Below are 23,579 nucleotides of genomic sequence, written 5' to 3' on the forward strand. Positions count from 1 at the left end.
GAGTGATTCGCGTGGATCGTGTCGCGCTGCGCGGCCTGAAGGCCCGCGGGCACCACGGGGTGTTCCCGCAGGAACGCGAGGAGGGCCAGACCTTCGTCGTGGACCTCGTCCTCGGCCTGGACACCCGACCGGCCGCGGCCGACGACGACCTGGCGAAAACCGTGCACTACGGCATCGTGGCGGAGGAGGTCGTGGCCGTCGTCGAGGGCGAGCCCGTCAACCTCATCGAGACCCTCGCCGAGCGCATCGCCCAGGCCTGTCTGGAGCACGAAGGGGTCCGGGAGGTCGCGGTCACCGTCCACAAACCGGACGCACCGATCACCGTCCCCTTCGACGACGTGACCGTCACCATCACCCGGAGCCGAGTATGACCGCGTCCTTCACCGAGGGTCACAGCGACCCGACCGTACAGCCGGTACCCGCCTCCGTCGTCGAGAAGGTCGACGCCGCCGACACCACCCTGCACAACCCCAAACGGGCCGTGCTCTCGCTCGGCTCCAACCTCGGCAACCGCCTGGAGACCCTCCAGGGAGCCGTCGACGCCCTCGAGGACACCCCGGGCGTGCGCATCAAGGCCGTGTCGCCCGTGTACGAGACGGAGCCGTGGGGCGTCGAGCCCGGCAGCCAGCCGTCGTACTACAACGCCGTCGTGATCCTGAAGACCACTCTCCCCCCGTCCTCCCTCCTGGAGCGGGCCCACGCCGTCGAGGAGGCCTTCAACCGGGTCCGGGACGAGCGCTGGGGCCCGCGCACCCTCGACGTCGACATCGTCGCGTACGCCGACGTCCTCTCCGACGACCCGCACCTCACCCTCCCTCACCCGCACGCCCACGAACGCGCCTTCGTCCTCGCCCCCTGGCACGACGTGGAACCGGAGGCCCAGCTGCCCGGCCGCGGCCCGGTCGCCGCCCTCCTCGGCACCCTCACCCGCGACGGCGTCGAGCCCCGCGCGGACCTGGAACTCCGGCTGCCTGAATAGTCGTTAAGGTCAAGACGACCGACCACGGTCCGTGGGGACCCGGGGGAACTGAAGGGACACCGTGAGAGAGCTGCGCATCAGGGTGCTGGCCGGCGTGTTCGTCGTCGCCGGGATCCTGTCCTGGGCGGGCGCCCGCCTCTGGAACTCGATCGGGACCCTCCCCAGCGTCCCCCTGGCCGCCCCCATCGTCCTCGCGGTGATCGCCGTGGTCCTCCTGGCCACCGCGCTCTCTCTGCGCGCCCGCCTCAAGGCCCAGCGAGAGCGCCGCCCCGGGGCGAAGGGAGTCGACCCTCTGATGGCGGCCCGCGCGGTCGTCTTCGGCCAGGCCAGCGCCCTGGTCGCCGCCCTCGTCGCCGGCATGTACGGCGGCACGGGCGCCTTCCTCCTGGAGTCCCTGGACATCCCCGCCCGCCGCGACCAGGCCATCTACGCGGGCTTCGCGGTCCTGGCAGGCATCGGTGTCATAGCGGCGGCCATCTTCCTGGAGCGAGTGTGCAAACTCCCGGAGGACGACGACCGGAACACGGGGGCGACTTCGGCGGCGTGACCTGCCGAAGCGTCAGTACCCCATGAATCAGGGGCCCATGAATCAGTGAGCCATGACTCAGTGAGCCATGACTCAGTGAGCCATGATGAGACTCATGGCCTCGTTCCGGGTCGCGGGGTCACGCAGCTGGCCACGAACCGCCGACGTGATCGTCTTCGCCCCGGGCTTCCGCACCCCCCGCATCGACATGCACATGTGCTCGCACTCCACGACGACGATCACACCACGCGGCTCGAGGATCTTCATCAGGGAGTCCGCGATCTGCGTGGTGAGGCGTTCCTGCACCTGCGGCCGACGAGCGTAGACGTCCACAAGGCGGGCCAGCTTCGAGAGGCCCGTGATCTTGCCGTCGGTGGACGGAATGTACCCGACGTGGGCAACACCGACAAACGGCACCAGGTGGTGTTCACAGGAACTCAGGACTTCGATGTCCTTCACGAGCACCATCTCGTCGTGCCCCAGGTCGAACGTCGTCGTCAGCACGTCTTCAGGCTTCTGCCACAGCCCCGCGAATATCTCCCTGTACGCCCGCGCCACCCGCCCCGGCGTCTCGCGGAGACCCTCCCGGTCGGGGTCCTCTCCGACCGCGATCAGCAGCTCGCGGATGGCGTTCTCGGCGCGCTTCTCGTCGAACTCGCCGATGGAGCCCTCGCCGTCCAGCGTCACGGGGTCGGTCATCTGGTGCCTCGTTCCTGTGTATCTCGCATGCGGCCAGAAACGCCGCGGCCCCCAGGCTAAAACCTGGGGGCCGCGGCGTTCATTCCGGGTCCCGTCCGTGGTCCCGTGAGGTCACAGGGGCCGGTGTCAGGCCTCCGGACGGTCCTCGGTGGCCGTCTCCGTCGCCGGGGCGGGCTCGCTCGCGGTGGACTTCGCGGTGGAGATCGCCGGCGTCGCGCCGTTGGCGCCGTTCGTCAGTGCCAGCTCCTTGGGGGAGAGCACCGGCGGGCGGGTCGAGGGCGTGCGGCGGGAGGAGCCGGTCCAGGCCGGCCGCGGGGGACGCTTGACGATCGGGGCGAAGATCTCGGCGATCTCCTCCTTGCCCAGCGTCTCCCTCTCCAGCAGCTGAAGCACCAGGTTGTCGAGGACGTCGCGGTTCTCGACCAGGATCTCCCAGGCCTCGTTGTGCGCGTTCTCGATGAGCTTCTTGACCTCTTCGTCCACCAGCGCGGCGACCTCTTCCGAGTAGTCGCGCTGGTGAGCCATCTCACGCCCGAGGAACGGCTCGGTGTTGTCGCCGCCGAACTTGATGGCGCCGAGACGCTCGGTCATGCCGTACTGCGTGACCATCGCGCGGGCCGTTGTCGTGGCCTTCTCGATGTCGTTCGCCGCGCCCGTGGTCGGGTCGTGGAAGACCAGTTCCTCGGCGGCGCGACCGCCCAGCATGTAGGCGAGCTGGTCGAGCATCTCGTTACGGGTGGTCGAGTACTTGTCCTCGTCCGGGAGGACCATCGTGTAGCCGAGGGCACGGCCCCGCGAGAGGATCGTGATCTTGTGGACCGGGTCGGAGTTCGGGGACGCCGCCGCGACCAGGGCGTGGCCGCCCTCGTGGTACGCGGTGATCTTCTTCTCCTTGTCCGACATGATCCGGGTCCGCTTCTGCGGGCCCGCGACCACCCGGTCGATCGCCTCGTCCAGCATCTGGTTGTCGATGAGCTTGCGGTCGCTGCGGGCGGTGAGCAGCGCAGCCTCGTTCAGCACGTTCGACAGGTCGGCGCCGGTGAAGCCCGGCGTGCGGCGGGCGACAGCCGACAGGTCGACGTCGGGAGCGACCGGCTTGCCCTTCTGGTGGACCTTGAGGATCTCCAGACGGCCCTGCATGTCCGGGCGGTCGACCGCGATCTGGCGGTCGAAGCGGCCGGGGCGCAGGAGGGCCGGGTCGAGGATGTCGGGACGGTTCGTGGCGGCGATGAGGATCACGCCGCCCTTGACGTCGAAGCCGTCCATCTCGACGAGCAGCTGGTTCAGCGTCTGCTCGCGCTCGTCGTGCCCGCCGCCGAGGCCGGCGCCGCGGTGGCGGCCGACCGCGTCGATCTCGTCGACGAAGACGATCGCCGGGGCGTTCGCCTTGGCCTGCTCGAACAGGTCACGGACTCGGGAGGCACCGACACCGACGAACATCTCGACGAAGTCGGAACCGGAGATCGAGTAGAACGGGACGCCGGCCTCGCCCGCCACGGCGCGTGCGAGCAGGGTCTTGCCGGTGCCGGGAGGGCCGTACAGGAGTACGCCCTTGGGGATCTTCGCCCCGACTGCCTGGAACTTCGCCGGTTCCTGGAGGAACTCCTTGATCTCGTGGAGCTCCTCGACGGCCTCGTCCGAGCCGGCGACGTCCGCGAACGTCGTCTTCGGGGTGTCCTTGGTGATGAGCTTCGCCTTGGACTTCCCGAAGTTCATGACGCGGGAGCCGCCGCCCTGCATCTGGTTCATCAGGAACAGGAAGACGACCACGATGAGGACGAAGGGGAGCAGGGACAGCAGGATCCCGACGAAGGCGTTCTGCTTCGTCGGCGAGACCGTGTAGCCGTCGGGGATCTGCTTGTCCTGGTACTTGGTCTGCAGCGTGTTGGCGATGGCCACGCCCTGGTCGCCGATGTAGCTCGCCTGGATCTTCGAGCTGCCCTCGACCTTGTCGCCGTCCTTGAGCTGGACCTTGATGATCTGCTCGTCGCCGGTGGTCAGCTTGGCCGACTCGACCTTGTTGTCATTGATCGCCTGGACGACCTGGCCGGTGTCCACCGTCTTGTAGCCGCCGGACGAGCCGACGACCTGCATCAACACGACCACGGCAAGGACGGCCAGCACGATCCACATGACCGGCCCACGGAAGTATCGCTTCACGTCCATCCATACGGAGCGGTGCCGCCCCGTCCCTCCTGCCATAGTGAGTTTGATAAAGACAGTTCTTCTGACGGTACCCCAGCTTTGTCGCGCGAAGGCGCACGGACCGGCTGTCGAACCCGTCTGCATGCTCCAACGGCGCGAGGTCCGCCGGGGTTCCCGATCGTCCTACGGGCGTCCCGAAGGCGCCCGGCCCTTCGGGTCAGCCGCCATAGACGTGGGGCGCGAGCGTACCGACGAACGGAAGGTTGCGGTACTTCTCGGCGTAGTCGAGGCCGTAGCCGACGACGAACTCGTTGGGGATGTCGAAGCCGACCCACTCCACGTCGATCGCGACCTTGGCGGCCTCGGGCTTGCGCAGCAGGGTGCACACCTTCAGGGAGGCGGGCTCGCGCGAGCCGAGGTTGGAGATCAGCCAGGACAGGGTCAGGCCGGAGTCGATGATGTCCTCGACGATCAGGACGTGCTTGCCCTTGATGTCGGTGTCGAGGTCCTTGAGGATCCGCACCACACCGGAGGACTGGGTGCCCGCGCCGTAGGAGGACACGGCCATCCAGTCCATCGTGACGGGGGTGGACAGCGCCCGGGCCAGGTCGGCCATCACCATCACCGCGCCCTTGAGGACGCCGACGATCAGCAGGTCCTTGCCCGCGTACTCAGCGTCGATCTTCGCGGCCAGATCGACCAGCTTCGCGTCGATCTCTTCCTTGGTGATGAGCACCTGCTTGAGGTCGGCACCCATGTCTTTCGCGTCCACCCGCATCACTTTCGGTCGTCCCACCGGCTGCCCGGTCCCTCGGAGGGGCCCGGTCCTCCCCGAAACGGGGTGGGATTCAGCCTTGCCGAATCACCAGTCTGCCACCCTGCCGCTGGGCGACGACTTTGCCCGGGAGATTGATGGCCCCCTGGCCGCGCCAGCCGGTGATCAGCCGGTCGACTTCCTCGATGTGGCGGGCGAAGAGCGAGCCTGCCGGAGCGCCGGCCTCGATGGCGGCCCGGCGAAGGATGCGACGGCGCACGGCGGGCGGCAGGGCGTGCAGCTTGGCGCATTCGAGGAGGCCGGTGGCGTCGCGTACGGAGGCCTCGGCCTGGCCGGCCCAGCTGTCCAGGGCGTCGGCGTCGTCGCGGGAGAGTTGGGCCGTACGGGCGAGGGCCTCGACGACGCCCTTGCCGAGCGCCTTCTCCAGGGCGGGCAGGCCCTCGTGGCGCAGCCGCGAACGCGTGTACGCGGGGTCGGCGTTGTGCGGGTCGTCCCAGACGGGGAGGGACTGTGCCATGCAGGCCGTGCGGGCGGTCTGCCGGTCGAGTTGGAGGAAGGGACGGCGGTAACGGCCGTCGGCCCCCGAGACCGCGGCCATTCCGGACAGGGAGCGGATGCCGGAACCGCGGGCCAGACCCAGCAGGACGGTTTCAGCTTGGTCGTCGCGGGTGTGGCCGAGCAGGACGGCGGCGGCGCCGTGGCGGACGGCGGCGGCGTCGAGCGCGGCGTAGCGGGCGTCGCGGGCGGCGGCCTCGGGGCCGCCTTCGCGGCCGACGGTCACAGCGGTCGACTCCACCGGGTCGAGGCCGAGTTCGCGCAGCCGCAGGACGACTTCCCCGGCGCGCAGGTCGGAGCCGGCCTGCAGTCCGTGGTCGACGGTGATGCCGCCGGCCCGGATGCCGAGTTTGGGGGCTTCGAAGGCCAGGGCGGAGGCGAGGGCCATCGAGTCGGCGCCGCCGGAGCATGCCACGAGCACGAGCGGCGACGGGGGGCGCTCGTGCGGGGTCGGTGCGGGGGTGGCGAGGATCTCGGTGGTCTGGTGGTCGTTGAGGATGTCGTGGAGGACGTGGCGCACTGCCAGGCGTATCGCCGCGACCGCAGGATGGGGACCCATGTCCGGTTCCCTTCATGAGGTTGTCGGGGGGTGAGCCCGAGCTCGGTCACTCAGAGTGTGTCGATGGTGACAGAACCGGGTCGTTCCCCGAGCATTGCACGCCTACGCACGGCTCACGGTCCCTCCAACGGGTGATTGAAGGGGCGTTCGCCTGCCGTCGGCCGGATTAGTTTCACCATGCCCCGCGGCGTTCACGACTCGGCTTTGCGGTGCACCCGGGCGACCCAGTCCGCCGGTTTGGCGATCTCGGCCTTGGTCGGAAGTGTGTTCGGGGAGGTCCACACGCGGTTGAAGCCGTCCATGCCGACCTGGTCGACGACGGCCCGTACGAAGCGTTCGCCGTCCCGGTACTGCTTGAGTTTCGCGTCCAGGCCGAGCAGTTTGCGCAGGGCCAGGTCGAGCCGGGAGGCGCCCTTGGCGCGCCGCTGCTGGAACTTCTCGCGGATCTCCGCGACGGTCGGTACGACCTGGGGGCCGACGCCGTCCATCACGAAGTCGGCGTGTCCTTCGAGGAGGGACATCACGGCGGTGAGGCGGCCGAGGATCTCGCGCTGGGCCGGGGTCTGCACGATCTCGACGAGGGAGCGTCCGCCGTCGTCCTCCTCGCCTTCGGGGCGGCCGCCGGCGAGGGACTGTGCGGCTTCCCGGATGCGTTCCAGGACAGTCATGGGGTCGACGTCGGTCTCCCCGAGGAAAGACTGGATTTCGCCCTCGAGGTGGTCGCGCAGCCAGGGCACGGCCGTGAACTGGGTGCGGTGCGTCTCCTCGTGCAGGCACACCCACAGGCGGAAGTCGTGGGGCTGGACGTCGAGTTCGCGCTCGACATGCACGATGTTCGGGGCGACGAGCAGCAGTCGGCCGCCGCCGCCCCGGCCGGCCGGCAGTTCGCGGGTGTCCGGGGCGAAGGTCTCGTACTGGCCGAGGACGCGGGAGGCCAGGAAGGACAGGAGCATGCCGAGTTCGACGCCGGTGACCTTGCCGCCGAAGGCGCCGAGGACCGCGCCGCCGGGCGTGTTGCCGCGCCGCTCCTGCATCTTGTCGAGGAGCGGTTTGAGGATCTCGCGGAATCCGGCGACGTTGGCCCGGACCCAGCCGGGGCGGTCGACGACGAGTACCGGGGTGTCGTGGATGTCTTCCGTGCCCATACGAGTGAAGCCCCGGACGTGTTCCTCCGAGGCTTTGGCGTGTCGGCGCAGTTCCGCGACGATGGCGCGGGCCTCGTCACGGCTCACCTCGGGACCCGGCCGTACGAGCCGGGTCGCGGTCGCCACCGCGAGATTCCAGTCGACCATGCCGGATGAAGCAGCACCACCGATGCTCGTCATGCGTCAACCGTACGTGAGCACTGCCGCTGGGGGCAGGCCGTGCTGTGGCGGCGGCTATCCGCAGCCGCATCCCGCCAGCGCCGTCGCCGTCCTGTCCAGTGCCGACTGGGCCGCCTCCCGATCCGTCGTGTCCGAGGCCAGGAACGCGAAGGCCAGGAGGCGGCCGTCCTGGTCGACGACCGTTCCGGCCAGGGTGTTCACGCCCGTGAGGGTGCCGGTCTTGGCTCGTACGATGCCTGCCGCGCCGTCCGTGTAGCGGCTGGTCAGGGTTCCCGTGAAACCGGCCACCGGAAGGCCGGTGAGGGCCGGGCGGAGTTCGGGGTGGGCGGGATCGCCGGCCTTGACGAGCAGCGCGGTGAGCAGGTTCGCCGTGAGCCGGTCGGCGCGGTCGAGGCCGCTGCCGTCGTGGAAGGCGGCGCCGGACATCGGCAGCCCCAGCTTCTTCAGCTGGGCGTTGACGGCGGCGGCGGCGCCGGCGAAGTCGGCGCGTGTGCCCGTCGCCACGGCCGTCTGGCGGGCGAGGGCCTCGGCGATGTCGTTGTCGCTGTTGGTGAGCATGCGTTCGACGAGGTCCGAGAGCGGGGGCGAGGAGACGGCGGCGAGGGTTTTCGCGCGGCCGGTGGCCTTGGAGGGGCCGGGGGACGTCGTCCTGATGCCGTGGTCGCCGAGGAGGTCGGCGAACGTGCGGGCCGCGTCCGCCGCCGGATCCGGCACGCGGGCCGCCGGGCCGCTGGTGGAGTCGTCCGTGCGGGCCTCGTCGGCCATCAGGGCGCTGACCGGGGCGAGGTTGTCGTTGGCCCCGATCGGGTGGGTCCGGGGGCCCGAGTAGAGGGTGGTGTCGTACGAGAGCGTCACCTCGCGCACGTCACTCTTCTTCAGGGCGGCCGCGGTCCTGTCGGCGAGTGTGCGCAGGCTGGCCCAGCCTTCGGCGTCCTCGTGGGCGGTGAGGGTGGGGTCGCCGGCGCCCACGAGGACGAGTTCGTCGGTGTCGGGTTCGAAGGCGGCGCGGGTGGTGAGGCGGTGGTCGGCGCCCATGGCGGACAGGGCGGCGACGGCGGTGGCGATCTTGGTGGTGGAGGCGGGGGTCAGCGACACGTCGGCGCCGGTGCCGTAGAGGCGTTCGCCGGTGGCGACGTCCACGACCGCGGCGGCGCGGCTGGTGCCGAGCGCGGCGTCCTTCAGGAGCGGGTCCAGGGCCGCGGCGAGGGCCTTCGCGTCCGGTGCGGCCTCGACGGTGCCGGCGGAGCCGCCGAGGCCGGTGAGGACGGAGACGGCGCTGGGGGCGGGTCGGGGTGCCGAGGACGTCGTACCGGAGCCGGGTTCCCCGCCGTGATCTGTGCCACCCGTGCCCCCCTGGGCTGCTGCCCTGTCCCGCTCCGCCGTACGCTGACCGGAGGAGTCCCAGGGGCCGGCGGCGGTCACCACTGCGGCGGCCAGCGCCAGCCCGGCGGTGGCGGCACCGGCGGTGTACTGCCAGGTCTTCGGCCTCGTGATCCGCGCGACCTGCGGTTTCGCGGCCGCCGCGGCCCGTGCCAGACGCGGTCGTACGGCGTTCGCGGCCCGCACCACGTGCGGTCTCGCGGTCCGCCAAGGCCTCAGCTCTGGCACGATCACCAGCCCCTTTCGCGATCACACACCTGCGTGAGGGACACTTAACCACCAGAACTATGTGCTGATCATGGAGGAGCCACCGGTGGAGTTCGACGTCACGATCGAGATTCCGAAGGGTTCGCGGAACAAGTACGAGGTGGACCACGAGACCGGTCGGATCCGCCTGGACCGTCGCCTCTTCACCTCGACCAGCTACCCGGCCGACTACGGCTTCGTCGAGAACACCCTCGGCGAGGACGGCGACCCGCTGGACGCGCTGGTCATCCTGGACGAGCCGACCTTCCCCGGCTGCCTCATTCAGTGCCGCGCCATCGGCATGTTCCGGATGACGGACGAGGCCGGCGGCGACGACAAGCTGCTGTGCGTGCCCGCGCACGACCCGCGTGTCGAGCACCTGCGCGACATCCACCACGTGTCCGAGTTCGACCGCCTGGAGATCCAGCACTTCTTCGAGGTGTACAAGGACCTGGAGCCCGGCAAGTCGGTCGAGGGCGCCAACTGGGTGGGCCGTACGGACGCGGAGGCCGAGATCGAGCGGTCCTACAAGCGCTTCAAGGAGCAGGGCGGTCACTGAGCCCTCTGTCGCGAACGGGCCGCACGCGTACGCGTGCGGCCCGTTGCGCGTCTGTGCGCATACTGAGGCTTGCTGGACGGGTCGTACAGGGAGCGCTGGGGAGTGACGGACGCGGAGAACCGCAAGCCGCGATCGGACGAGGCGAGGAGTGTGTTCGCACCTCCGGGACCTCCGTCGGCGGACGGCGAGTCGTCGGCGACGTCCGAGTTCGCCGTCCCGGACGGGCTCGCCGTGCCCAGGGACCGCGCGGAGCCGGAGACGACGTCCGAGTTCGCCCTCCCCGACGGGCTCGACGTCCCGCAGCCGCCCGGCGCCGACGCCGAGGGGTCGGCCTTCAGCCCGCCGCGCACCTACAGTGACAGGCAGGCGCCGGCGGCGTTCACGCCGCCCGGGGGCATCCCCACGGTGAGCCTGACCAAGGACGTGCCCTGGCAGGACCGGATGCGCACGATGCTGCGGATGCCGGTGGCCGAGCGGCCCGCGCCGGAGCGGGTGCCCAAGGCGGAGGAGGTGGGCCCCGCCGTCCCGCGCGTGCTCGACCTGACGCTGCGTATCGGCGAACTCCTGCTGGCGGGCGGCGAGGGCGCGGAGGACGTGGAAGCCGCGATGTTCGCGGTCTGCCGCTCCTACGGCCTCGACCGCTGCGAACCGAACGTCACCTTCACCCTGCTGTCGATCTCGTACCAGCCCTCCCTCGTCGACGACCCGGTGACGGCGTCCCGGACCGTGCGCCGCCGGGCCACCGACTACACACGCCTCGCGGCCGTGTTCCGGCTGGTGGACGACCTCAGCGACCCGGAGACCCACATCTCCCTTGAGGAGGCCTACCGGCGGCTCGCGGAGATCCGCCGCAACCGGCACCCGTACCCCACCTGGGTGCTCACCGGGGCGAGCGGTCTGCTCGCGGGTGCGGCCTCCGTGCTCGTCGGCGGTGACCTGATCGTGTTCGTCGCGGCCGCGCTCGGCGCGATGCTCGGCGACCGGCTGGCCTGGCTGTGCGCGGGGCGCGGGCTGCCGGAGTTCTACCAGTTCACGGTGGCCGCCATGCCGCCGGCCGCGATCGGGATCGCGCTGACGCTGGCGCATGTGGACGTGGAGGCGTCCGCGGTGATCACCGGTGGACTGTTCGCGCTGCTGCCCGGGCGGGCACTGGTTGCGGGCGTCCAGGACGGGCTGACCGGCTTCTACATCACCGCGTCGGCGCGCCTGCTGGAGGTCATGTACTTCTTCGTCGGCATCGTCATCGGCGTGCTGGTGATGCTCTACGTGGGCGTGCAGGTGGGCGCCCACCTCAACCCCGACGCGGCCCTGAACATCGCCGAACGGCCGCTGTGGCAGATCGGCGCGTCGATGCTGCTGTCCCTGACCTTCGCCGTGCTCCTGCAGCAGGAGCGGTCCACCGTGCTGGCGGTGACGCTGAACGGGGGTGTCGCGTGGTCGGTGTACGGCGCGCTGCACTACGCCGGCGGTATCTCACCGGTGGCTTCCACGGCCGCGGCGGCGGGTCTGGTGGGGTTGTTCGGGCAGTTGCTGGCCCGGTACCGGTTCGCGTCCGCGCTGCCCTACACCACCGCCGCGATCGGGCCCCTGCTGCCGGGGTCCGCCACGTATTTCGGGCTGTTGTCGATCGCGCAGAACGAGGTGGACGAGGGGTTGGTGTCGCTGACGAAGGCGGTGGCACTGGCGATGGCCATCGCCATCGGCGTGAATCTCGGGTCGGAGATCTCGCGGATGTTCCTGCGGATCGGCTCCGCCGACAAGCGGCGGGCCGCCAAGCGGACGCGCGGGTTCTGAGCACCGGTGCCCACGCGGCGGAGCCGTACGTCGTCGCAGCCCCGTGCCCCTGACCGGGTTTTCAGTGGCCCTCGTTGTACGGGTGCTGCTGGTTCTGCTGGGCGTCGTACGGCTGTTGGGCGTAGCCCTGGGGGTACTGCTGGGCGTAGGGCTGCTGCTGGGGGGTCTGGCCGTAGTACTGGTCGTAGCCGTACTGCTGTTGGCCGTGGTCGCCCTGGTTGCCGTACTGCTGCCGGTCGTTGTGGGGCTGGTCGGTCGGGGGGATGCGGCGCAGCCGGGTCGTGGCGTCGTCCATGACCGGGGGCTGATGCCGGGCGGTCGCCGGGGCCTGGGCGGCGGCGCGCTTCTTCTTGGAGCGCTCACGCAGGAACTCGATGATGATCGGCACCACGGACACCAGGACGATCAGGACGAGGATCGCCTCGACGTTCTTCTTGATGACGTCGATCTGGCCGAGCCAGTAACCCGCGAGCGTGACGCCGGTGCCCCAGGCCACGCCGCCGATGAGGTTGTACGTGAGGAACGTGCGGTACTTCATGCGGCCGGCGCCCGCCACGATGGGGGCGAAGGTGCGCACGATCGGCACGAACCGGGCGAGGACGATCGCCTTGGGGCCGTACTTCTCCATGAACTCGTGGGCCTTGTCCAGGTTCTCCTGTCTGAAGAGCTTGGAGCCCGGCCGGTTGAAGAGTTTCGGGCCCAGGAACTTGCCGATCATGTATCCCACCTGGTCGCCGAGGACGGCGGCCAGCACGATCAGGAAGCAGACGAGCCACAGCGGCTGGCTGATGTACTGCCCCTGGGCCACGAACAGGCCCGCGGTGAACAGGAGCGAGTCGCCCGGCAGGAAGGCGAAGAGCCCCGACTCGGCGAAGACGATCAGCAGGATGCCAGCCAGGCTGAAGGTCTCGATCAGGTAGTCCGGGCTGATCCACTCGGGGCCGAGCGCAAGGGTGGTCACGGGTTTGTGGCTCCTGCAGGGGAGGGCGGGCTGGGGCGGGCTGCCCCAAAAGTACCAACGCGGCACCGGCGGCCCCGGTTCCGATGGCCCTCCCAGGATGCACTGTGCCCCGGCTGGGACAAAGCTGGGGACCATGGGCATCGAAGAATACGGCGGCGGTCAGGGTCCCCAGCCCGACGTCCTCGTAGTGACCACGAACGACGTACCCGGCCACCGCGTGCAGGAGGTCCTCGGCGAGGTCTTCGGACTGACCGTGCGCTCCCGGCACCTGGGCAGCCAGATCGGCGCGGGGCTGAAGTCGATGATCGGCGGTGAGCTCAAGGGGCTCACCAAGACCCTCGTGCAGACCCGGAACCAGGCCATGGAGCGGCTCGTCGAGCAGGCACGCGCGCGTGGCGCGAACGCCGTCCTGATGTTCCGCTTCGACGTCACCGAGGCGGCCGACGTGGGCACGGAGGTGTGCGCGTACGGCACGGCGGTGGTGCTGGCCCGGGAGTAGGCCTCCCGGGGGCCGCTACGCGGTGCGGCGGGCGGCGTTCGCCAGGATCGCCTCCTTGAGGTGCTCGGCGAGGCCGGGCCGCACGGAGTCGTAGAAGGCCTTGAAGCGCTCGTCCGAGACGTACATCTCGGCAAGGCACCGGTGGAGTTCGTACGAGCACTCGTAGAACCATGTGCAGATGTGCTGCCGGTGCTCCTCGGCCAGGTCCGTCGCCGCCTCGCCGGACGGCTCCTCACCCGCGGCCATGAGGGCGGCGTAGCGCTCGCTCCATGCGGCCGCTTCGGCCTGGATGCGCTTCCAGTCGTCCTTGGTGTAGCGGGCGGCCCGGCGCTGCGACTCGGCGTACTCCTGCGTGCCGCCCCAGCGCTGTTCGGCCTCCTCGGCGTACTGTTCGGGGTCCTTGTCGCCGAAGACCTCGAACTTCTCTTCCGGTGTGAGGTTGATGCCCATCGTGCGTGCCTCCATGGCGTGCTCCACGGCCGCGGCCATCTTCTGCAGCTTCTCGATCCGGGCGGTCAGCAGTTCGTGCTGGCGGCGCAGGTGCGCGCGCGGGTCGGCTCTGCCGGTGGCCTGGTCGTCGAGCAGGGCGGCGACCTCGTCGAGCGGGAAGCCCAGCTCCCGGTAGAACAGGATCTGCTGGAGCCGGTCGAGGTCGGCGTCGCTGTAGCGCCGGTGCCCCGCATGGCTGCGCTCGCTCGGGGCGAGCAGGCCGATGTCGTCGTAGTGGTGCAGGGTGCGCACCGTGACCCCGGCGAAGCCGGCGACCTGTCCCACGGAGTAGCTCACTTCGTCCGCTCCCTTCTCGGTACGCCTCCACGCTGATGCCTTACGCCACGTGAGGTGCAAGTCCCGCCCACTCAAGATGTTCTGTCTGTTTTGCCCGCTTATGGTGAGCCCGTGGCACAGGACACCGCGCCGCAGGCGCCCACCGCCCCGGCGACACCGGCGCGCACTCTGCTGCCGCTGATCCTCCCCGCCCTCGTCGTGGGCGTCGGGGCGAGTCTGCTGCTGATCGGGGTGGACTCGGCGGCCGAGCAGCTCCAGGACGTGCTGTGGCAGGACCTGCCCGACGCGCTGGGGGTGGGCAGGTACTCCGTGCTGTGGATGCTCGTCGTGCTCACCTCGACCGGCATCCTCGTGGGTCTCGTGGTGTGGAAGGTGCCGGGGCATGCGGGGCCCGACCCGGCCACCGTCGGGCTGAACGCCCCCGTGCTCCCGCCGGCCGTGCTCCCGGGCCTGCTGCTGGCGGCGGCGCTGATGCTGGCGGGCGGACCGAGCCTCGGCCCGGAGAACCCGATCATCGCCGTGAACGTCGGGCTGGCGTTCTGGGCGGGCCGCAAGCTGTTTCCCCGCAGCCCGGGAGAGGTGTGGGTGGTGCTGGCAGAGGCGGCGACGATCGGCGCACTGTTCGGTACACCGGTCGCGGCGGCGCTGGTCATCTCCGAGGCGATGGCCGGGCGCCGGATGCGGGGGCCGCTGTGGGACAGCGTCTTCGCGCCACTCGCCGCGGGCGCCGCGGGCGCCGTCACGACCGACCTGGTGACCGAGCCGGCCTTCGACCTGCATCTGCCCCCGTTCGGCCATCCGGGCTGGGGCGATCTGCTGGCCGCGGTGGTGATCGCGTCCGTGGCGGCGGTGCTCGGCATGTGCGCCGTGTACGCCTTCCCGTACGTCCACCGGGCCTTCTCCCGCCTCCGGCACCCCATGCTCGCGCTTCCGGCCGGCGGGTTCGTGCTGGGCCTTCTGGGAGCCTTGGGCGGCCAGCTGACGCTCTTCAAAGGCCTGGAGGAGGTCGGGGAGCTGGCGAGCGATCCCGACGGCTGGTCGGCCGGGGAGTTCACCAAGATGGCGGTGGTGAAGCTGGCCGCGCTGGTCGTCGCCGCGTCCTGCGGCTTCCGGGGCGGGCGGATCTTCCCGGCCGTCTTCGTCGGCGCCGCCCTCGGCCTGGGCGCCCACGCCCTGGTGCCGTCCGTGCCTGAGGCGATCGGTGTCGCCGCCGGCGTGCTGGGCACCCTTCTCGCCATCACCCGGCAGGGGTGGGTGAGCCTGTTCACGGCCGCCGTCCTGGTGGCCTCGCCCCCGATCCTCGCCGTCCTGTGCATCGCCTCGCTGCCCGCCTGGCTGCTGGTCACCGGGCGGCCGCAGATGCAGTTGCGCGCGGACGGAACCTCCGTCCGCTGATCCCCGTTGAACCTCTCAAGGAGACACGTCATGCCGCTGCACAAGGGACCCGAGCAGCCCGACGAGCGCCCGATGTCCGTCAACCCCTTCTTCGGCGAGGCGAATCCGGTCGGGGGCATGACCGAGGCCCCGCCCAAACACCGGCTCCCCGACGCTCCCCTGCCGCCGACGACGGCCTACCAGGTGGTGCACGACGAGCTGATGCTGGACGGCAACTCGCGGCTGAACCTCGCCACCTTCGTCACCACCTGGATGGAGCCGCAGGCCGGGATCCTGATGGCCGAGTGCCGGGACAAGAACATGATCGACAAGGACGAGTACCCGCGCACCGCCGAGCTGGAGCGGCGCTGTGTGGCGATGCTCGCGGACCTGTGGAACGCGCCCGACCCCTCGGCGGCCGTGGGCTGTTCGACGACCGGGTCGAGCGAGGCGTGCATGCTCGCCGGGATGGCGCTCAAACGGCGGTGGGCAAGTCGCAACGCCGACCGGTATCCGGGGCGGGACGTCCGCCCGAACCTGGTCATGGGGGTCAACGTCCAGGTCTGCTGGGATAAGTTCTGCAATTTCTGGGAGGTGGAGGCCCGCCTGGTCCCCATGGAGGGCGAGCGGTTCCATCTCGACCCGCAGGCGGCGGCCGAGCTGTGCGACGAGAACACCATCGGTGTCGTGGGCATCCTCGGCTCCACCTTCGACGGGTCGTACGAACCGATCGCGGACCTCTGCTCCGCGCTGGACGACCTCCAGCAGCGGACCGGCCTCGACATCCCGGTGCACGTGGACGGCGCGTCCGGCGCGATGGTCGCGCCGTTCCTGGACGAGGACCTGGTGTGGGACTTCCGCCTCCCGCGCGTGGCGTCGATCAACACCTCGGGGCACAAGTACGGGCTCGTCTACCCGGGTGTCGGCTGGGCGCTGTGGCGGGACAGCGAGGCGCTGCCCGAGGAGCTGGTCTTCCGCGTCAACTACCTGGGCGGCGACATGCCGACCTTCGCGCTCAACTTCTCGCGCCCCGGCGCGCAGGTGGCCGCGCAGTACTACACGTTCCTGCGGCTGGGCCGCGAGGGCTACCGGGCCGTGCAGCAGACCACGCGGAACGTGGCCCGCAGCATCGCCGACCGGGTGGAGGCGCTCGGCGACTTCCGGCTACTGACCCGCGGCGACGAGCTGCCGGTCTTCGCCTTCACGACCGCGCCGGACGTGAAGGCGTACGACGTCTTCGACGTCTCCCGGCGGCTGCGCGAACGGGGCTGGCTGGTGCCCGCGTACACCTTCCCGCCCAACCGCGAGGACCTGTCCGTCCTGCGGGTCGTGTGCCGCAACGGCTTCTCGACCGACCTCGCCGACCTGTTCATGGACGACCTGGGACAGCTCCTGCCGGAACTGCGCCGGCAGGAGCGTCCCCAGGCGCAGGACAAGGGCGCCGCCACCGGGTTCCACCATTAGGGAACGTCAGGTGCCTTCAGCGGCTCAGGCGCGCGAACCGCCGTACCGCCAGCGGGAAGAACACCGCCAGCAGCGCGAGCGGCCAGACGACGGCCGCCCACACGTGCCCCGGCTCGCCGCCGGGGCCGCCGAACAGGTCGCGTACCGCCGTGGCGGTCTGGGACATCGGGTTCCAGTCGACCACCGTGCCCAGCCAGCCGGGCATGGAGCCGGGGGTGGCGAACGCGTTGGACAGGAAGCCGACCGGCCAGACCAGGATCTGCACGGCCTGCACCAGCTCCGGTTTTCCGGCCACCAGGGCGAGGTGGATGCCGATCCAGAGCATCGCGAAGCGGAACAGCAGGAGCAGGCCCATGGCCGCGATGAAGGCCGCCGGTCCGCCGTGCGCGCGCCAGCCCAGTGCGTACCCGACGCCGGTCATCACCGCCAGCCCCAGCGCCGACTGGAGCATGTCCGCCGCCGAACGGCCCACCAGGACGGCCCCGTTGGCCATCGGCATCGACCGGAAGCGGTCGATCACCCCCTTGTTGAGGTCCTGGGTGACGGCGAGCATCGTGCCCTCCAGACCGAAGGCCATGGTGAGGGCGAGCATGCCGGGGACCAGGTAGTCGAGGTAGTCGCCGCTCACGCCCCGGCCGCCGCCGACCAGGTAGCCGAACATCAGGAGCAGCATCACCGGGAAGACGAGGGCGACCAGAACCTGCACCGGCTGCCGTGCCCAGTGGGCGAGTTCGCGGCGCGTCATGGTCCAGGAGTCGGTCAGCGCGTAGGTGGTCACACGGCCTCCTTCGTACGGTCGTCCCGTCCCGTCAGGTGCAGGAACACCTCGTCCAGCGTCGGGCGGCGCAGGGCGACGTCCACCGCCTCGATGCCGGCCTCCTCCAGGGCCCGTACGACGCCGGAGAGCGCCGCCATGCGGTCGGTGACCGGGGCGCTGAGCAGGCGGCGGTCGGCGTCCACGGAGATGCCGTCCTTGGGCAGGGGCAACAGGGCAACGGCCGCGCCCAGTTGGCCGGCGTCGCGCAGGACCACGTCGATGCGGTCGCCGCCCGTCGCCGCCTTCAGCTCGTCCGCCGTGCCGTCGGCGATGACGCGGCCGTGGTCGACGACGGAGATGCGGTCGGCGAGCTGGTCGGCCTCTTCGAGGTACTGGGTGGTGAGCAGGACCGTCGTGCCGCCGCCGACCAGGGAGCGGACCGCGGCCCACACCTCCGCGCGGCCGCGCGGGTCGAGGCCCGTCGTGGGTTCGTCGAGGAACAGCACCCCCGGTTCGGTGCTGTCCTTGGTACCGATCAGGGACGCCGCGAGGTCCAGGCGGCGCCGCATGCCGCCGCTGTAGGCGCGGACCGGCTTGCGGCCGGTGTCGCCGAGGCCGAAGCGCTCCAGGAGTTCTCCGGCCCGCACGCGCGCGTGGCGGGCGCCCAGGTGGTGGAGGCGGCCGAACATCTCCAGGTTCTGGCGGCCGCCGAGTTCCTCGTCGAGCGCCGCGTGCTGACCGAGCAGGCCGATGCGGAAGCGGACCGCCTGCGCCTCGGTCACGATGTCGTGCCCGGCCACCTCGATCCGGCCCGCGTCGGGCCGGAGCAGGGTCGCCAGGATCCGGACCAGGGTCGTCTTGCCCGCGCCGTTGGGCCCGAGCACTCCGTGCACCGTGCCGCGGGCGACCCGGAGGTCGAGCCCGTCCAGTGCCTTCTTGTCGCCGTACGTCTTGTGAGCGCCTTCGACGGTGATCGCCGTGTCGGCCACGTGCCCGCACTCCCCTCTAGTCAAACTTGACTACATGACGAACGTAGCGCGTTCGATCCGATTGGTCAAACTTGATTAGCGCGCATCTCCCGGATGCGGCTCCCCCGTCGCGTACGGGTTCTCCTGCCCCTCCGCCAGCACGCCGACGAAAGGCTCGCCCTCCCCCGCGAACGTGTACGCCCCGCCCTCGATCCGCCGGATCAGGCCCCCGGTCCACTCGGCCTCCGCGTCGGCCGTGTGGATCCAGAGGTTCATGATCTCCCCGATGTGACCGAGCTGTTCGGGGACGTAGTGCTCGGTGACCGCCGAGCGCCACTCCTCGATACGGCGGATCCGCTCCTTCAGGAGGGCCACCGCCTCGCCGCGCGGGAGGTCGACGATGAAGCCGATGGCCGCCGACTTGATGTCCATCTTCTGGTCGTACGAGGTCAACGCCTCGCGCACCAGCCTGAGGTGCTCCTCGATGCCCTTGTCGGTGATCTCGTACTCCGTGCGCGGCGGGCCGCCGGCCGTGGACGGGGCGATCTCGTGCGCGCGCAGCAGGCCCTGCTTCGCCATCTGCTTGAGCGCGTGGTAGATCGAGCCGGGCTTGGCATTGGACCACTCGTGCGCGCCCCAGTACTCCAGGTCGTTGCGCACCTGGTAGCCGTGGGCCCGCCCGTGCTGGCGGACCGCGCCGAGCACGAGAAGACGGATCGCTGACATGCGGTCCAGCGTAGGGCCCGCGGACATCACCCCCAGGAGGCGCCCTGCTCCTGTGCCACCAGCTCGAACGCGGTCTTCCCGTCCAGCGACTCCCGGATGATGTCGGCGTGACCCGCGTGCCGGGCCGTCTCTCGGATCAGGTGCAGAACCAGCCAGCGCACGGAGACGCGCTCGTCCGGCGGGAACCACGGGTCGTTCGGCAGCGGGAAGGTGTCGTCGAGACCGGCGACCGAGCGGACGTACGCCTCCGTCTCGGCGGCGACCTTCTCCCAGTACGCGAGCTGCTGCTCCACGCTCTCGCCCTCGGTGAGGACGAAACACTCGTGCCAGTTCGACTCGTCCCGCCGGACGGCCGGCGGCTCGCCCTTCGCGCGGGCGACCCAGCCCTGTTCGACCTCGGCGACATGCTTGAGCAGGCCGGACAGCGAGAGGCCGCTGGCACTGGGCTTGCTCGCGGCCTGCTCCTCGGTCAGTCCGAGCAGGGCCCGGCGGATGCCGCCCCGCTGCTCCGCCAGGAAGGAGAGCAGCGCTCCGCGCTCGTCGCCCTGCGCTTCTGCTCGCACGTGAGTGACCATGACCGGCTGCCTTTCGTCGGGTCCGACGGCTTGGGTTTGCCTGACACCGACGAAGCTACGGGCCCTTGCGGACAGTTTCTGTCCTCTGTCTTTTTGGGGCTCGGTTCGTCTCCGGGGCTACAGCCCGTGTCGAGGGGCCCCGCCCGTCCTCAGCCCTTCGGGCCTCCGCGCGCTCGCCCCCTCGACACAGGCGCGCGGGCTGTCCTGATCGTCGATGGCACCGGGTTGGAGAGGAACCACGTGCGTCTGCGTAGGCCCCTACGTAGAACCCCCGATGTGCCGACGCGCCCGCTCCGGCGAGGATTGCGTGCCCACGTACTTCCCCGGTCTGAGCGAAGGACGTCAGCTTCCATGTTTCCGTGGATCATGTGGTCGGTCATCATCCTGGCGCCGTTCGTCGTCGGAGGAACTTTCGCGTTCCGTACCGGCCGCCGGGCGAGCAAGGCGGACCGGGCGATGCGCGTGCTGGCCGAACGTCCCGGCTGGAGGCGGCTCGTGCCCGCCAGGGACGGCGGACCGTGGGCCGGGTACGCGGGCCACTTCCCCTGGCTGCTGCGGACCCATTACGGCACCGCCGTCGCCGGCCCGCTCGGCGAGCACGTGGTCACCGTCGCCAGGCTCTGGGAACCCGTCAGGCAACGGGATATGCAGCACTGGCTGGTCGTCTGCTTCGACGTGCCGGACAGCGGGCCGATGCTGCGTCTGGAGCGGCACTGGAGCGCGGCGGAGCTCGACCTCCGCTTCTCCGGGGATATTCCGTACCTGGTGATGAGCGACGACCGGGCGGCGATGACCGAGCGGTTCTACGCCTCGGATCTGCCGGAGCGGCTGACGCGGTTCGCCGCACCGGCGGTCTCGCACGCGAAGTACGGGGTGTGCTTCGTCTACCCGATGCCGGAGGTGGTGGACATGGGCAGGCTCCTGAACGAACTGGCCGCCATGGTCCCGGACCTCGCCGCGCTCGCCCGGTCCGCCGCACCGCACGCACCGTCCGCACCGGAGGAGCCGCAGGACGCGTCCGAGGGCCACGACTGAGCCGGCCGGCAGTCACGGCAAGCACCGTTGCAGTACTGGTGCCGCGTGGTCCCGTCGCGACGCGGCACCAGGCGCTGTTTCTCGGATCATGTGCGGAGCCAGATGATGAGGGCTGCGAGGGTGACGGTGCCGAGGTAGGTGTAGGCGCGTTTCTCGGAGCGTGTGGCGACGGCCAGGAAGCCCTTCAGCCGGTTGATGGCGCGTTCAACGGTGTTGCGCTTCTTGTAGCGCTCGCTGTCGAACCCGGTGGGTCGGCCGCCCTGGGAACCGCGGTTGCGCCGGTGCTTTTGCTGGGCGAGGCGTTCGGGGATGGTGTGTGAGATTCCGCGTCGTCGCAGGTAGCGGCGGTTTCTGCGGGCGGTGTATGCCTTGTCGGCCAAGACGTGGTCGGGCCGGGTGCGGGGTCGTCCGACACCGGTGCGGGGCACGGAAACCTGGTTCAGGACGCGTTCGAGCTGGGGGCCGTCGCCGAAGTGTCCTGGTGTCAGCAGGAGGGCGAGGGGCCGGCATCGTCCGTCGGCGGCGAGGTGGATCTTGGTGGTGTAGCCGCCGCGGGAGCGCCCCGGACAGTCGCCGATCTGACCACCTCCTCCAGTCTGACGACCAGTTTCCGAAGCACCGGATCGACCTGGTTCGTCCCTCGGTCGATCCTGGCATCGTCACCGACACGGCGGTCGCCGACTACCTGCTTGGATGACCTTTGGGAAATCGACCATCGGATCGTGGCTGTTGTCGGTTCGGGCACCGCAGCCGCCTCATTCGGTTAACGGGAGATGCCGATCATGCAATGACCTGAACGAACCCGTGTGGTTCCGACATCTGAACGGGCAATATCCACGAAGCGACGGGCACCTGCCTGGAGAAGTAGGGCGCATAGCGTTCGAGGCATGACAAAGGACACGCTAAAGTCAACTGCGCCGCACTCCAGTTGGGGTGTGTGGAAGGGGACGGCAGCCGTGCTCGCCGCCCTGGTGCTCGTCGGCGCCGCCGCGGCTCCGGCCGCCTTAGCCGACGAGGGATGCCGGGCGGGCGGCAGGGGCCGGGTCCTCTCCGTCGTACCGGTTGCCACGCACAGCAAGGCGGAGATCGCGCAGGCGTTGGAGCAGATGCACGTCGGCACCGACTCGCTGCGCTACGGTGTCCGGGCGTACCGCGTGACGTACGGCACGGTGGACCCGTACGGGCGGCCCACCACCGCCACCGGGCTGCTCACCCTCCCCGAGGGTGGCGGCCCCAGCCTCGGACTCGTCTCGGACGCGCACGGGACCATGGTCAATCGAGCCCACGCCCCCTCCGTCTCCGAGGACGCCCGCGCCCAGTCGTATCTCTTCGCCTCCGCCGGGCACGCCGTGGCGGCCCCCGACTATTTGGGTCTGGGCGAGGGTCCGGGACCGCATCCGTACATGGACACGCGCTCCTCGGTGACCGCCTCCGTGGACATGCTGCGGGCCGCCCGGACCGCGGTCGGACGGCTGGGGCGCACGGTGAACCACGACCTGTACGTGACCGGGTACTCGCAGGGCGGGCAGGTCGCGATGGCGGTGGCCAGGGCGGTACAGGGCGGGGACGCGCCCGGGTTCCGGCTGAAGGCGCTCGCGCCGGTGTCTGGGCCGTACGACCTGCTGGGCACCGAGGTCCCCGCGCTCACCGACGGGCGGATCGACGACATCAGCGGGGTGTTCTACATCTCCTACTTCCTCGTCGCGCAGAACCGGCTGCACCGCATCTACAAGGACCCGGCGGAGGTGTTCCGGCAGCCGTACGCCGGGCGCGTGGAGCAGCTCTTCGACGGGCGGCACGAGCTCGAGGACATCGTTTGGCAGCTTGCGCCCAACGTGAAGGAGCTGCTGACGGACGACTTCTACCGGCAGCTCGGCCACCCGACCGGGGGGCTGCGCGAGGCGCTGGAGGCCAACGACCGCACGTGCGACTGGAAGCCGGACGTGCCGGTGCGGCTGTACGCCGGTGACGACGACACGGAAGTGCCGATCGACAACACCCGGGCGTGCGCGCGCACCCTCGCCGAGCGCGGGGCGACGGTGCGGATGCTCGACATGGGGGCCGTCGACCACCAGGGGTCGTACCAGGCGGCCTTGGCCGGGATCGCGCGCTGGTTCAGCGGCGGTGGCGCGGGAAAGACGGCCTAGCGACAGTACCGGTGATTTAGGTTGTTTTCCGGCTGGTCGAGGTGGCTTTGGTTGGCCCGAAAAGCCTGACCGTCCGGGGGGTGTGGCCGGGGTGCGCTATGGTGCTCGGTTCGTTTGAGAGCCCAGTTGGACATCTTGCGTTTGATCACGCGGGGGTTGGAGCGCAACCGCCGTGCGGGCAGTAGGCGTCGGTGAGCTCACTCAGGGGTGATGGACCGGGCCAGTCGCGAGGGGGAAAGCGCTGCCTGCCCGGTGACGTGGCGGCGGACGACGCGAAGGGTGCGGGTGAAGGAGATCCGGTCGGGATCGTGGCCGGCCTTGAGTGCGGCCTGGTGCATCAGGTCCAGCAGCGCGTGGTGGACAAGCAGAAACGCATGGATTTCCTGTTCGACGCCGCTTGGGTTCTGGGAACGTGGCACCAGCCCCGGGACGCCCTGGTGGCTCTTGATCCCGTCGAGGGTGTTCTCGATCTCCCGCCATGGGGCATACAGGGCGGCAAGCCCCTCGGCCGGTGCCTGGACGGGGTGGAGGAGGGTGGTGATCAGCCGGTAGACGGTGTCGTCACCGCCGCGTGGGCCGACGGTGTACTCGATCACCCGCACCCGCTCGGGGTCCGCGCGCCGGTAGTTGTCCCGCGCGGCGACGATCTCCGACAGGTAGGAGCCGTCGGCGAGGGTCTCCGGGACCGGCAGCACCACGACGCTTCGGACCCGCCACAAGAGGCCCGCGCCGCCAAGTCCTCGGT

Annotated in this window: 23 protein-coding genes and 1 pseudogene; 10 read left to right on the top strand and 14 right to left on the bottom strand. The window is 70.3% G+C overall.

The features are described 5' to 3' along the window. Positions 1 to 11 precede the first annotated feature (11 nt). From folB to ACZ562_RS04310, 3 genes are all read left to right on the top strand, one after another. Positions 12 to 371 (top strand): dihydroneopterin aldolase, encoded by a 360-nt coding sequence (folB, locus tag ACZ562_RS04300; RefSeq protein WP_471174125.1) that lies wholly within the window; start codon positions 12 to 14, stop codon positions 369 to 371. Next, a complete protein-coding gene (gene folK / locus ACZ562_RS04305; RefSeq protein WP_471174127.1) occupies positions 368 to 979 on the top strand; it encodes a 2-amino-4-hydroxy-6-hydroxymethyldihydropteridine diphosphokinase in 612 nt (203 codons plus the stop codon). Before folB ends, folK begins: the two co-directional genes overlap by 4 nt. A 61-nt stretch (positions 980 to 1,040) precedes the next feature. Then, positions 1,041 to 1,526 carry a DUF3180 domain-containing protein gene (locus ACZ562_RS04310; protein ID WP_471174129.1) on the top strand — a complete coding sequence of 162 codons (486 nt, stop codon included), beginning with the start codon at positions 1,041 to 1,043 and terminating at the stop codon, positions 1,524 to 1,526. A gap of 72 nt (positions 1,527 to 1,598) precedes the next feature. Here ACZ562_RS04310 and folE read toward each other — a convergent pair whose 3' ends face one another. The 6 genes from folE to dacB all read right to left on the bottom strand — a co-directional run bounded on the left by folE (position 1,599) and on the right by dacB (position 9,177). Then, positions 1,599 to 2,204 carry a GTP cyclohydrolase I FolE gene (gene folE / locus ACZ562_RS04315; RefSeq protein WP_471174131.1) on the bottom strand — a complete coding sequence of 202 codons (606 nt, stop codon included), beginning with the start codon at positions 2,202 to 2,204 and terminating at the stop codon, positions 1,599 to 1,601. Between the two features lie 126 nt (positions 2,205 to 2,330). Further along, the gene (gene ftsH, locus ACZ562_RS04320; protein ID WP_471174753.1) at positions 2,331 to 4,370 is read right to left on the bottom strand and encodes an ATP-dependent zinc metalloprotease FtsH; all 2,040 of its coding nucleotides are present in this window, start codon (positions 4,368 to 4,370) and stop codon (positions 2,331 to 2,333) included. Positions 4,371 to 4,566: 196 nt separating this feature from the next. Beyond that, positions 4,567 to 5,127, bottom strand: coding sequence for a hypoxanthine phosphoribosyltransferase (hpt, locus tag ACZ562_RS04325; protein ID WP_471174755.1), 561 nt, complete (start codon positions 5,125 to 5,127; stop codon positions 4,567 to 4,569). Between the two features lie 70 nt (positions 5,128 to 5,197). Next, positions 5,198 to 6,238: a tRNA lysidine(34) synthetase TilS gene (gene tilS, locus ACZ562_RS04330; protein WP_471174133.1), complete on the bottom strand. Its 1,041-nt coding sequence runs from the start codon at positions 6,236 to 6,238 to the stop codon at positions 5,198 to 5,200. Between the two features lie 191 nt (positions 6,239 to 6,429). Next, complete coding sequence (locus ACZ562_RS04335) at positions 6,430 to 7,563, bottom strand: zinc-dependent metalloprotease (protein ID WP_471174134.1); 1,134 nt, start codon at positions 7,561 to 7,563, stop codon at positions 6,430 to 6,432. A 54-nt stretch (positions 7,564 to 7,617) separates the two neighbouring features. Beyond that, on the bottom strand, positions 7,618 to 9,177 hold the full coding sequence (gene dacB, locus ACZ562_RS04340) for a D-alanyl-D-alanine carboxypeptidase/D-alanyl-D-alanine endopeptidase (protein WP_471174135.1): 1,560 nt from the start codon (positions 9,175 to 9,177) through the stop codon (positions 7,618 to 7,620). Between the two features lie 79 nt (positions 9,178 to 9,256). Here dacB and ACZ562_RS04345 point away from each other — a divergent pair, with 79 nt between their 5' ends. Together ACZ562_RS04345 and ACZ562_RS04350 are read left to right on the top strand one after the other, a co-directional pair. Continuing rightward, positions 9,257 to 9,748 (top strand): inorganic diphosphatase, encoded by a 492-nt coding sequence (locus ACZ562_RS04345; protein WP_003991985.1) that lies wholly within the window; start codon positions 9,257 to 9,259, stop codon positions 9,746 to 9,748. 102 nt (positions 9,749 to 9,850) lie between these two features. Beyond that, the gene (locus tag ACZ562_RS04350; protein ID WP_471174136.1) at positions 9,851 to 11,542 is read left to right on the top strand and encodes a threonine/serine exporter family protein; all 1,692 of its coding nucleotides are present in this window, start codon (positions 9,851 to 9,853) and stop codon (positions 11,540 to 11,542) included. Between the two features lie 61 nt (positions 11,543 to 11,603). Here ACZ562_RS04350 and ACZ562_RS04355 read toward each other — a convergent pair whose 3' ends face one another. After that, a complete protein-coding gene (locus ACZ562_RS04355) occupies positions 11,604 to 12,503 on the bottom strand; it encodes a DedA family protein (protein ID WP_471174137.1) in 900 nt (299 codons plus the stop codon). A 133-nt stretch (positions 12,504 to 12,636) separates the two neighbouring features. Between ACZ562_RS04355 and ACZ562_RS04360 the strand changes: the two genes are divergently transcribed. Beyond that, positions 12,637 to 13,002: a YbjQ family protein gene (locus ACZ562_RS04360; protein ID WP_471174138.1), complete on the top strand. Its 366-nt coding sequence runs from the start codon at positions 12,637 to 12,639 to the stop codon at positions 13,000 to 13,002. Between the two features lie 15 nt (positions 13,003 to 13,017). Here the strand turns inward: ACZ562_RS04360 and ACZ562_RS04365 are convergent, their stop codons facing one another. Next, a complete protein-coding gene (locus ACZ562_RS04365; protein ID WP_471174139.1) occupies positions 13,018 to 13,788 on the bottom strand; it encodes a MerR family transcriptional regulator in 771 nt (256 codons plus the stop codon). Positions 13,789 to 13,899: 111 nt separating this feature from the next. On the opposite strand from ACZ562_RS04365, the gene ACZ562_RS04370 reads away from it, so the two are divergent. After that, complete coding sequence (locus ACZ562_RS04370; RefSeq protein WP_471174140.1) at positions 13,900 to 15,183, top strand: ion channel protein; 1,284 nt, start codon at positions 13,900 to 13,902, stop codon at positions 15,181 to 15,183. 30 nt (positions 15,184 to 15,213) lie between these two features. Further along, positions 15,214 to 16,626 carry a glutamate decarboxylase gene (locus ACZ562_RS04375; protein ID WP_471174141.1) on the top strand — a complete coding sequence of 471 codons (1,413 nt, stop codon included), beginning with the start codon at positions 15,214 to 15,216 and terminating at the stop codon, positions 16,624 to 16,626. A 16-nt stretch (positions 16,627 to 16,642) separates the two neighbouring features. Here ACZ562_RS04375 and ACZ562_RS04380 read toward each other — a convergent pair whose 3' ends face one another. The 4 genes from ACZ562_RS04380 to ACZ562_RS04395 form a co-directional block, all read right to left on the bottom strand. Continuing rightward, a complete protein-coding gene (locus ACZ562_RS04380) occupies positions 16,643 to 17,404 on the bottom strand; it encodes an ABC transporter permease (RefSeq protein WP_471174142.1) in 762 nt (253 codons plus the stop codon). Continuing rightward, the gene (locus ACZ562_RS04385; protein WP_471174143.1) at positions 17,401 to 18,372 is read right to left on the bottom strand and encodes an ATP-binding cassette domain-containing protein; all 972 of its coding nucleotides are present in this window, start codon (positions 18,370 to 18,372) and stop codon (positions 17,401 to 17,403) included. The genes ACZ562_RS04380 and ACZ562_RS04385 overlap by 4 nt, the downstream gene beginning before the upstream one ends. 75 nt (positions 18,373 to 18,447) lie before the next feature. After that, the gene (locus ACZ562_RS04390; protein ID WP_471174144.1) at positions 18,448 to 19,077 is read right to left on the bottom strand and encodes a PadR family transcriptional regulator; all 630 of its coding nucleotides are present in this window, start codon (positions 19,075 to 19,077) and stop codon (positions 18,448 to 18,450) included. A 26-nt stretch (positions 19,078 to 19,103) separates the two neighbouring features. Beyond that, positions 19,104 to 19,652, bottom strand: coding sequence for a DinB family protein (locus ACZ562_RS04395; protein WP_471174145.1), 549 nt, complete (start codon positions 19,650 to 19,652; stop codon positions 19,104 to 19,106). A 351-nt stretch (positions 19,653 to 20,003) separates the two neighbouring features. Here ACZ562_RS04395 and ACZ562_RS04400 point away from each other — a divergent pair, with 351 nt between their 5' ends. Next, positions 20,004 to 20,687 (top strand): hypothetical protein, encoded by a 684-nt coding sequence (locus ACZ562_RS04400; RefSeq protein WP_471174146.1) that lies wholly within the window; start codon positions 20,004 to 20,006, stop codon positions 20,685 to 20,687. Between the two features lie 86 nt (positions 20,688 to 20,773). Here ACZ562_RS04400 and ACZ562_RS04405 read toward each other — a convergent pair. Beyond that, a pseudogene (locus ACZ562_RS04405) lies at positions 20,774 to 21,280 on the bottom strand (IS5 family transposase); the annotation flags it as partial. A gap of 294 nt (positions 21,281 to 21,574) precedes the next feature. Here ACZ562_RS04405 and ACZ562_RS04410 point away from each other — a divergent pair. Continuing rightward, entirely contained in the window at positions 21,575 to 22,834 is a 1,260-nt protein-coding gene (locus ACZ562_RS04410; protein WP_471174147.1) for an alpha/beta hydrolase, read from the top strand. Positions 22,835 to 23,031: 197 nt separating this feature from the next. Here the strand turns inward: ACZ562_RS04410 and ACZ562_RS04415 are convergent, their stop codons facing one another. Next, on the bottom strand, positions 23,032 to 23,532 hold the full coding sequence (locus ACZ562_RS04415; RefSeq protein WP_471174148.1) for a hypothetical protein: 501 nt from the start codon (positions 23,530 to 23,532) through the stop codon (positions 23,032 to 23,034). Positions 23,533 to 23,579: the final 47 nt, after the last annotated feature.

Source organism: Streptomyces sp. NPDC040410 (genome assembly GCF_055595715.1).

Bases quoted from the DNA above. Each gene is read 5' to 3' on its own strand.
- ftsH (WP_471174753.1), bottom strand. From the start codon at position 4,370: ATGGACGTGAAGCGATACTTCCGTGGGCCGGTCATGTGGATCGTGCTG.
- ACZ562_RS04400 (WP_471174146.1), top strand. From the start codon at position 20,004: ATGTTTCCGTGGATCATGTGGTCGGTCATCATCCTGGCGCCGTTCGTC.
- folK (WP_471174127.1), top strand. From the start codon at position 368: ATGACCGCGTCCTTCACCGAGGGTCACAGCGACCCGACCGTACAGCCG.
- hpt (WP_471174755.1), bottom strand. From the start codon at position 5,127: ATGCGGGTGGACGCGAAAGACATGGGTGCCGACCTCAAGCAGGTGCTC.
- ACZ562_RS04395 (WP_471174145.1), bottom strand. From the start codon at position 19,652: ATGGTCACTCACGTGCGAGCAGAAGCGCAGGGCGACGAGCGCGGAGCG.
- ACZ562_RS04375 (WP_471174141.1), top strand. From the start codon at position 15,214: ATGCCGCTGCACAAGGGACCCGAGCAGCCCGACGAGCGCCCGATGTCC.
- ACZ562_RS04360 (WP_471174138.1), top strand. From the start codon at position 12,637: ATGGGCATCGAAGAATACGGCGGCGGTCAGGGTCCCCAGCCCGACGTC.
- ACZ562_RS04410 (WP_471174147.1), top strand. From the start codon at position 21,575: ATGACAAAGGACACGCTAAAGTCAACTGCGCCGCACTCCAGTTGGGGT.
- ACZ562_RS04335 (WP_471174134.1), bottom strand. From the start codon at position 7,563: ATGACGAGCATCGGTGGTGCTGCTTCATCCGGCATGGTCGACTGGAAT.
- folE (WP_471174131.1), bottom strand. From the start codon at position 2,204: ATGACCGACCCCGTGACGCTGGACGGCGAGGGCTCCATCGGCGAGTTC.
- tilS (WP_471174133.1), bottom strand. From the start codon at position 6,238: ATGGGTCCCCATCCTGCGGTCGCGGCGATACGCCTGGCAGTGCGCCAC.
- ACZ562_RS04390 (WP_471174144.1), bottom strand. From the start codon at position 19,077: ATGTCAGCGATCCGTCTTCTCGTGCTCGGCGCGGTCCGCCAGCACGGG.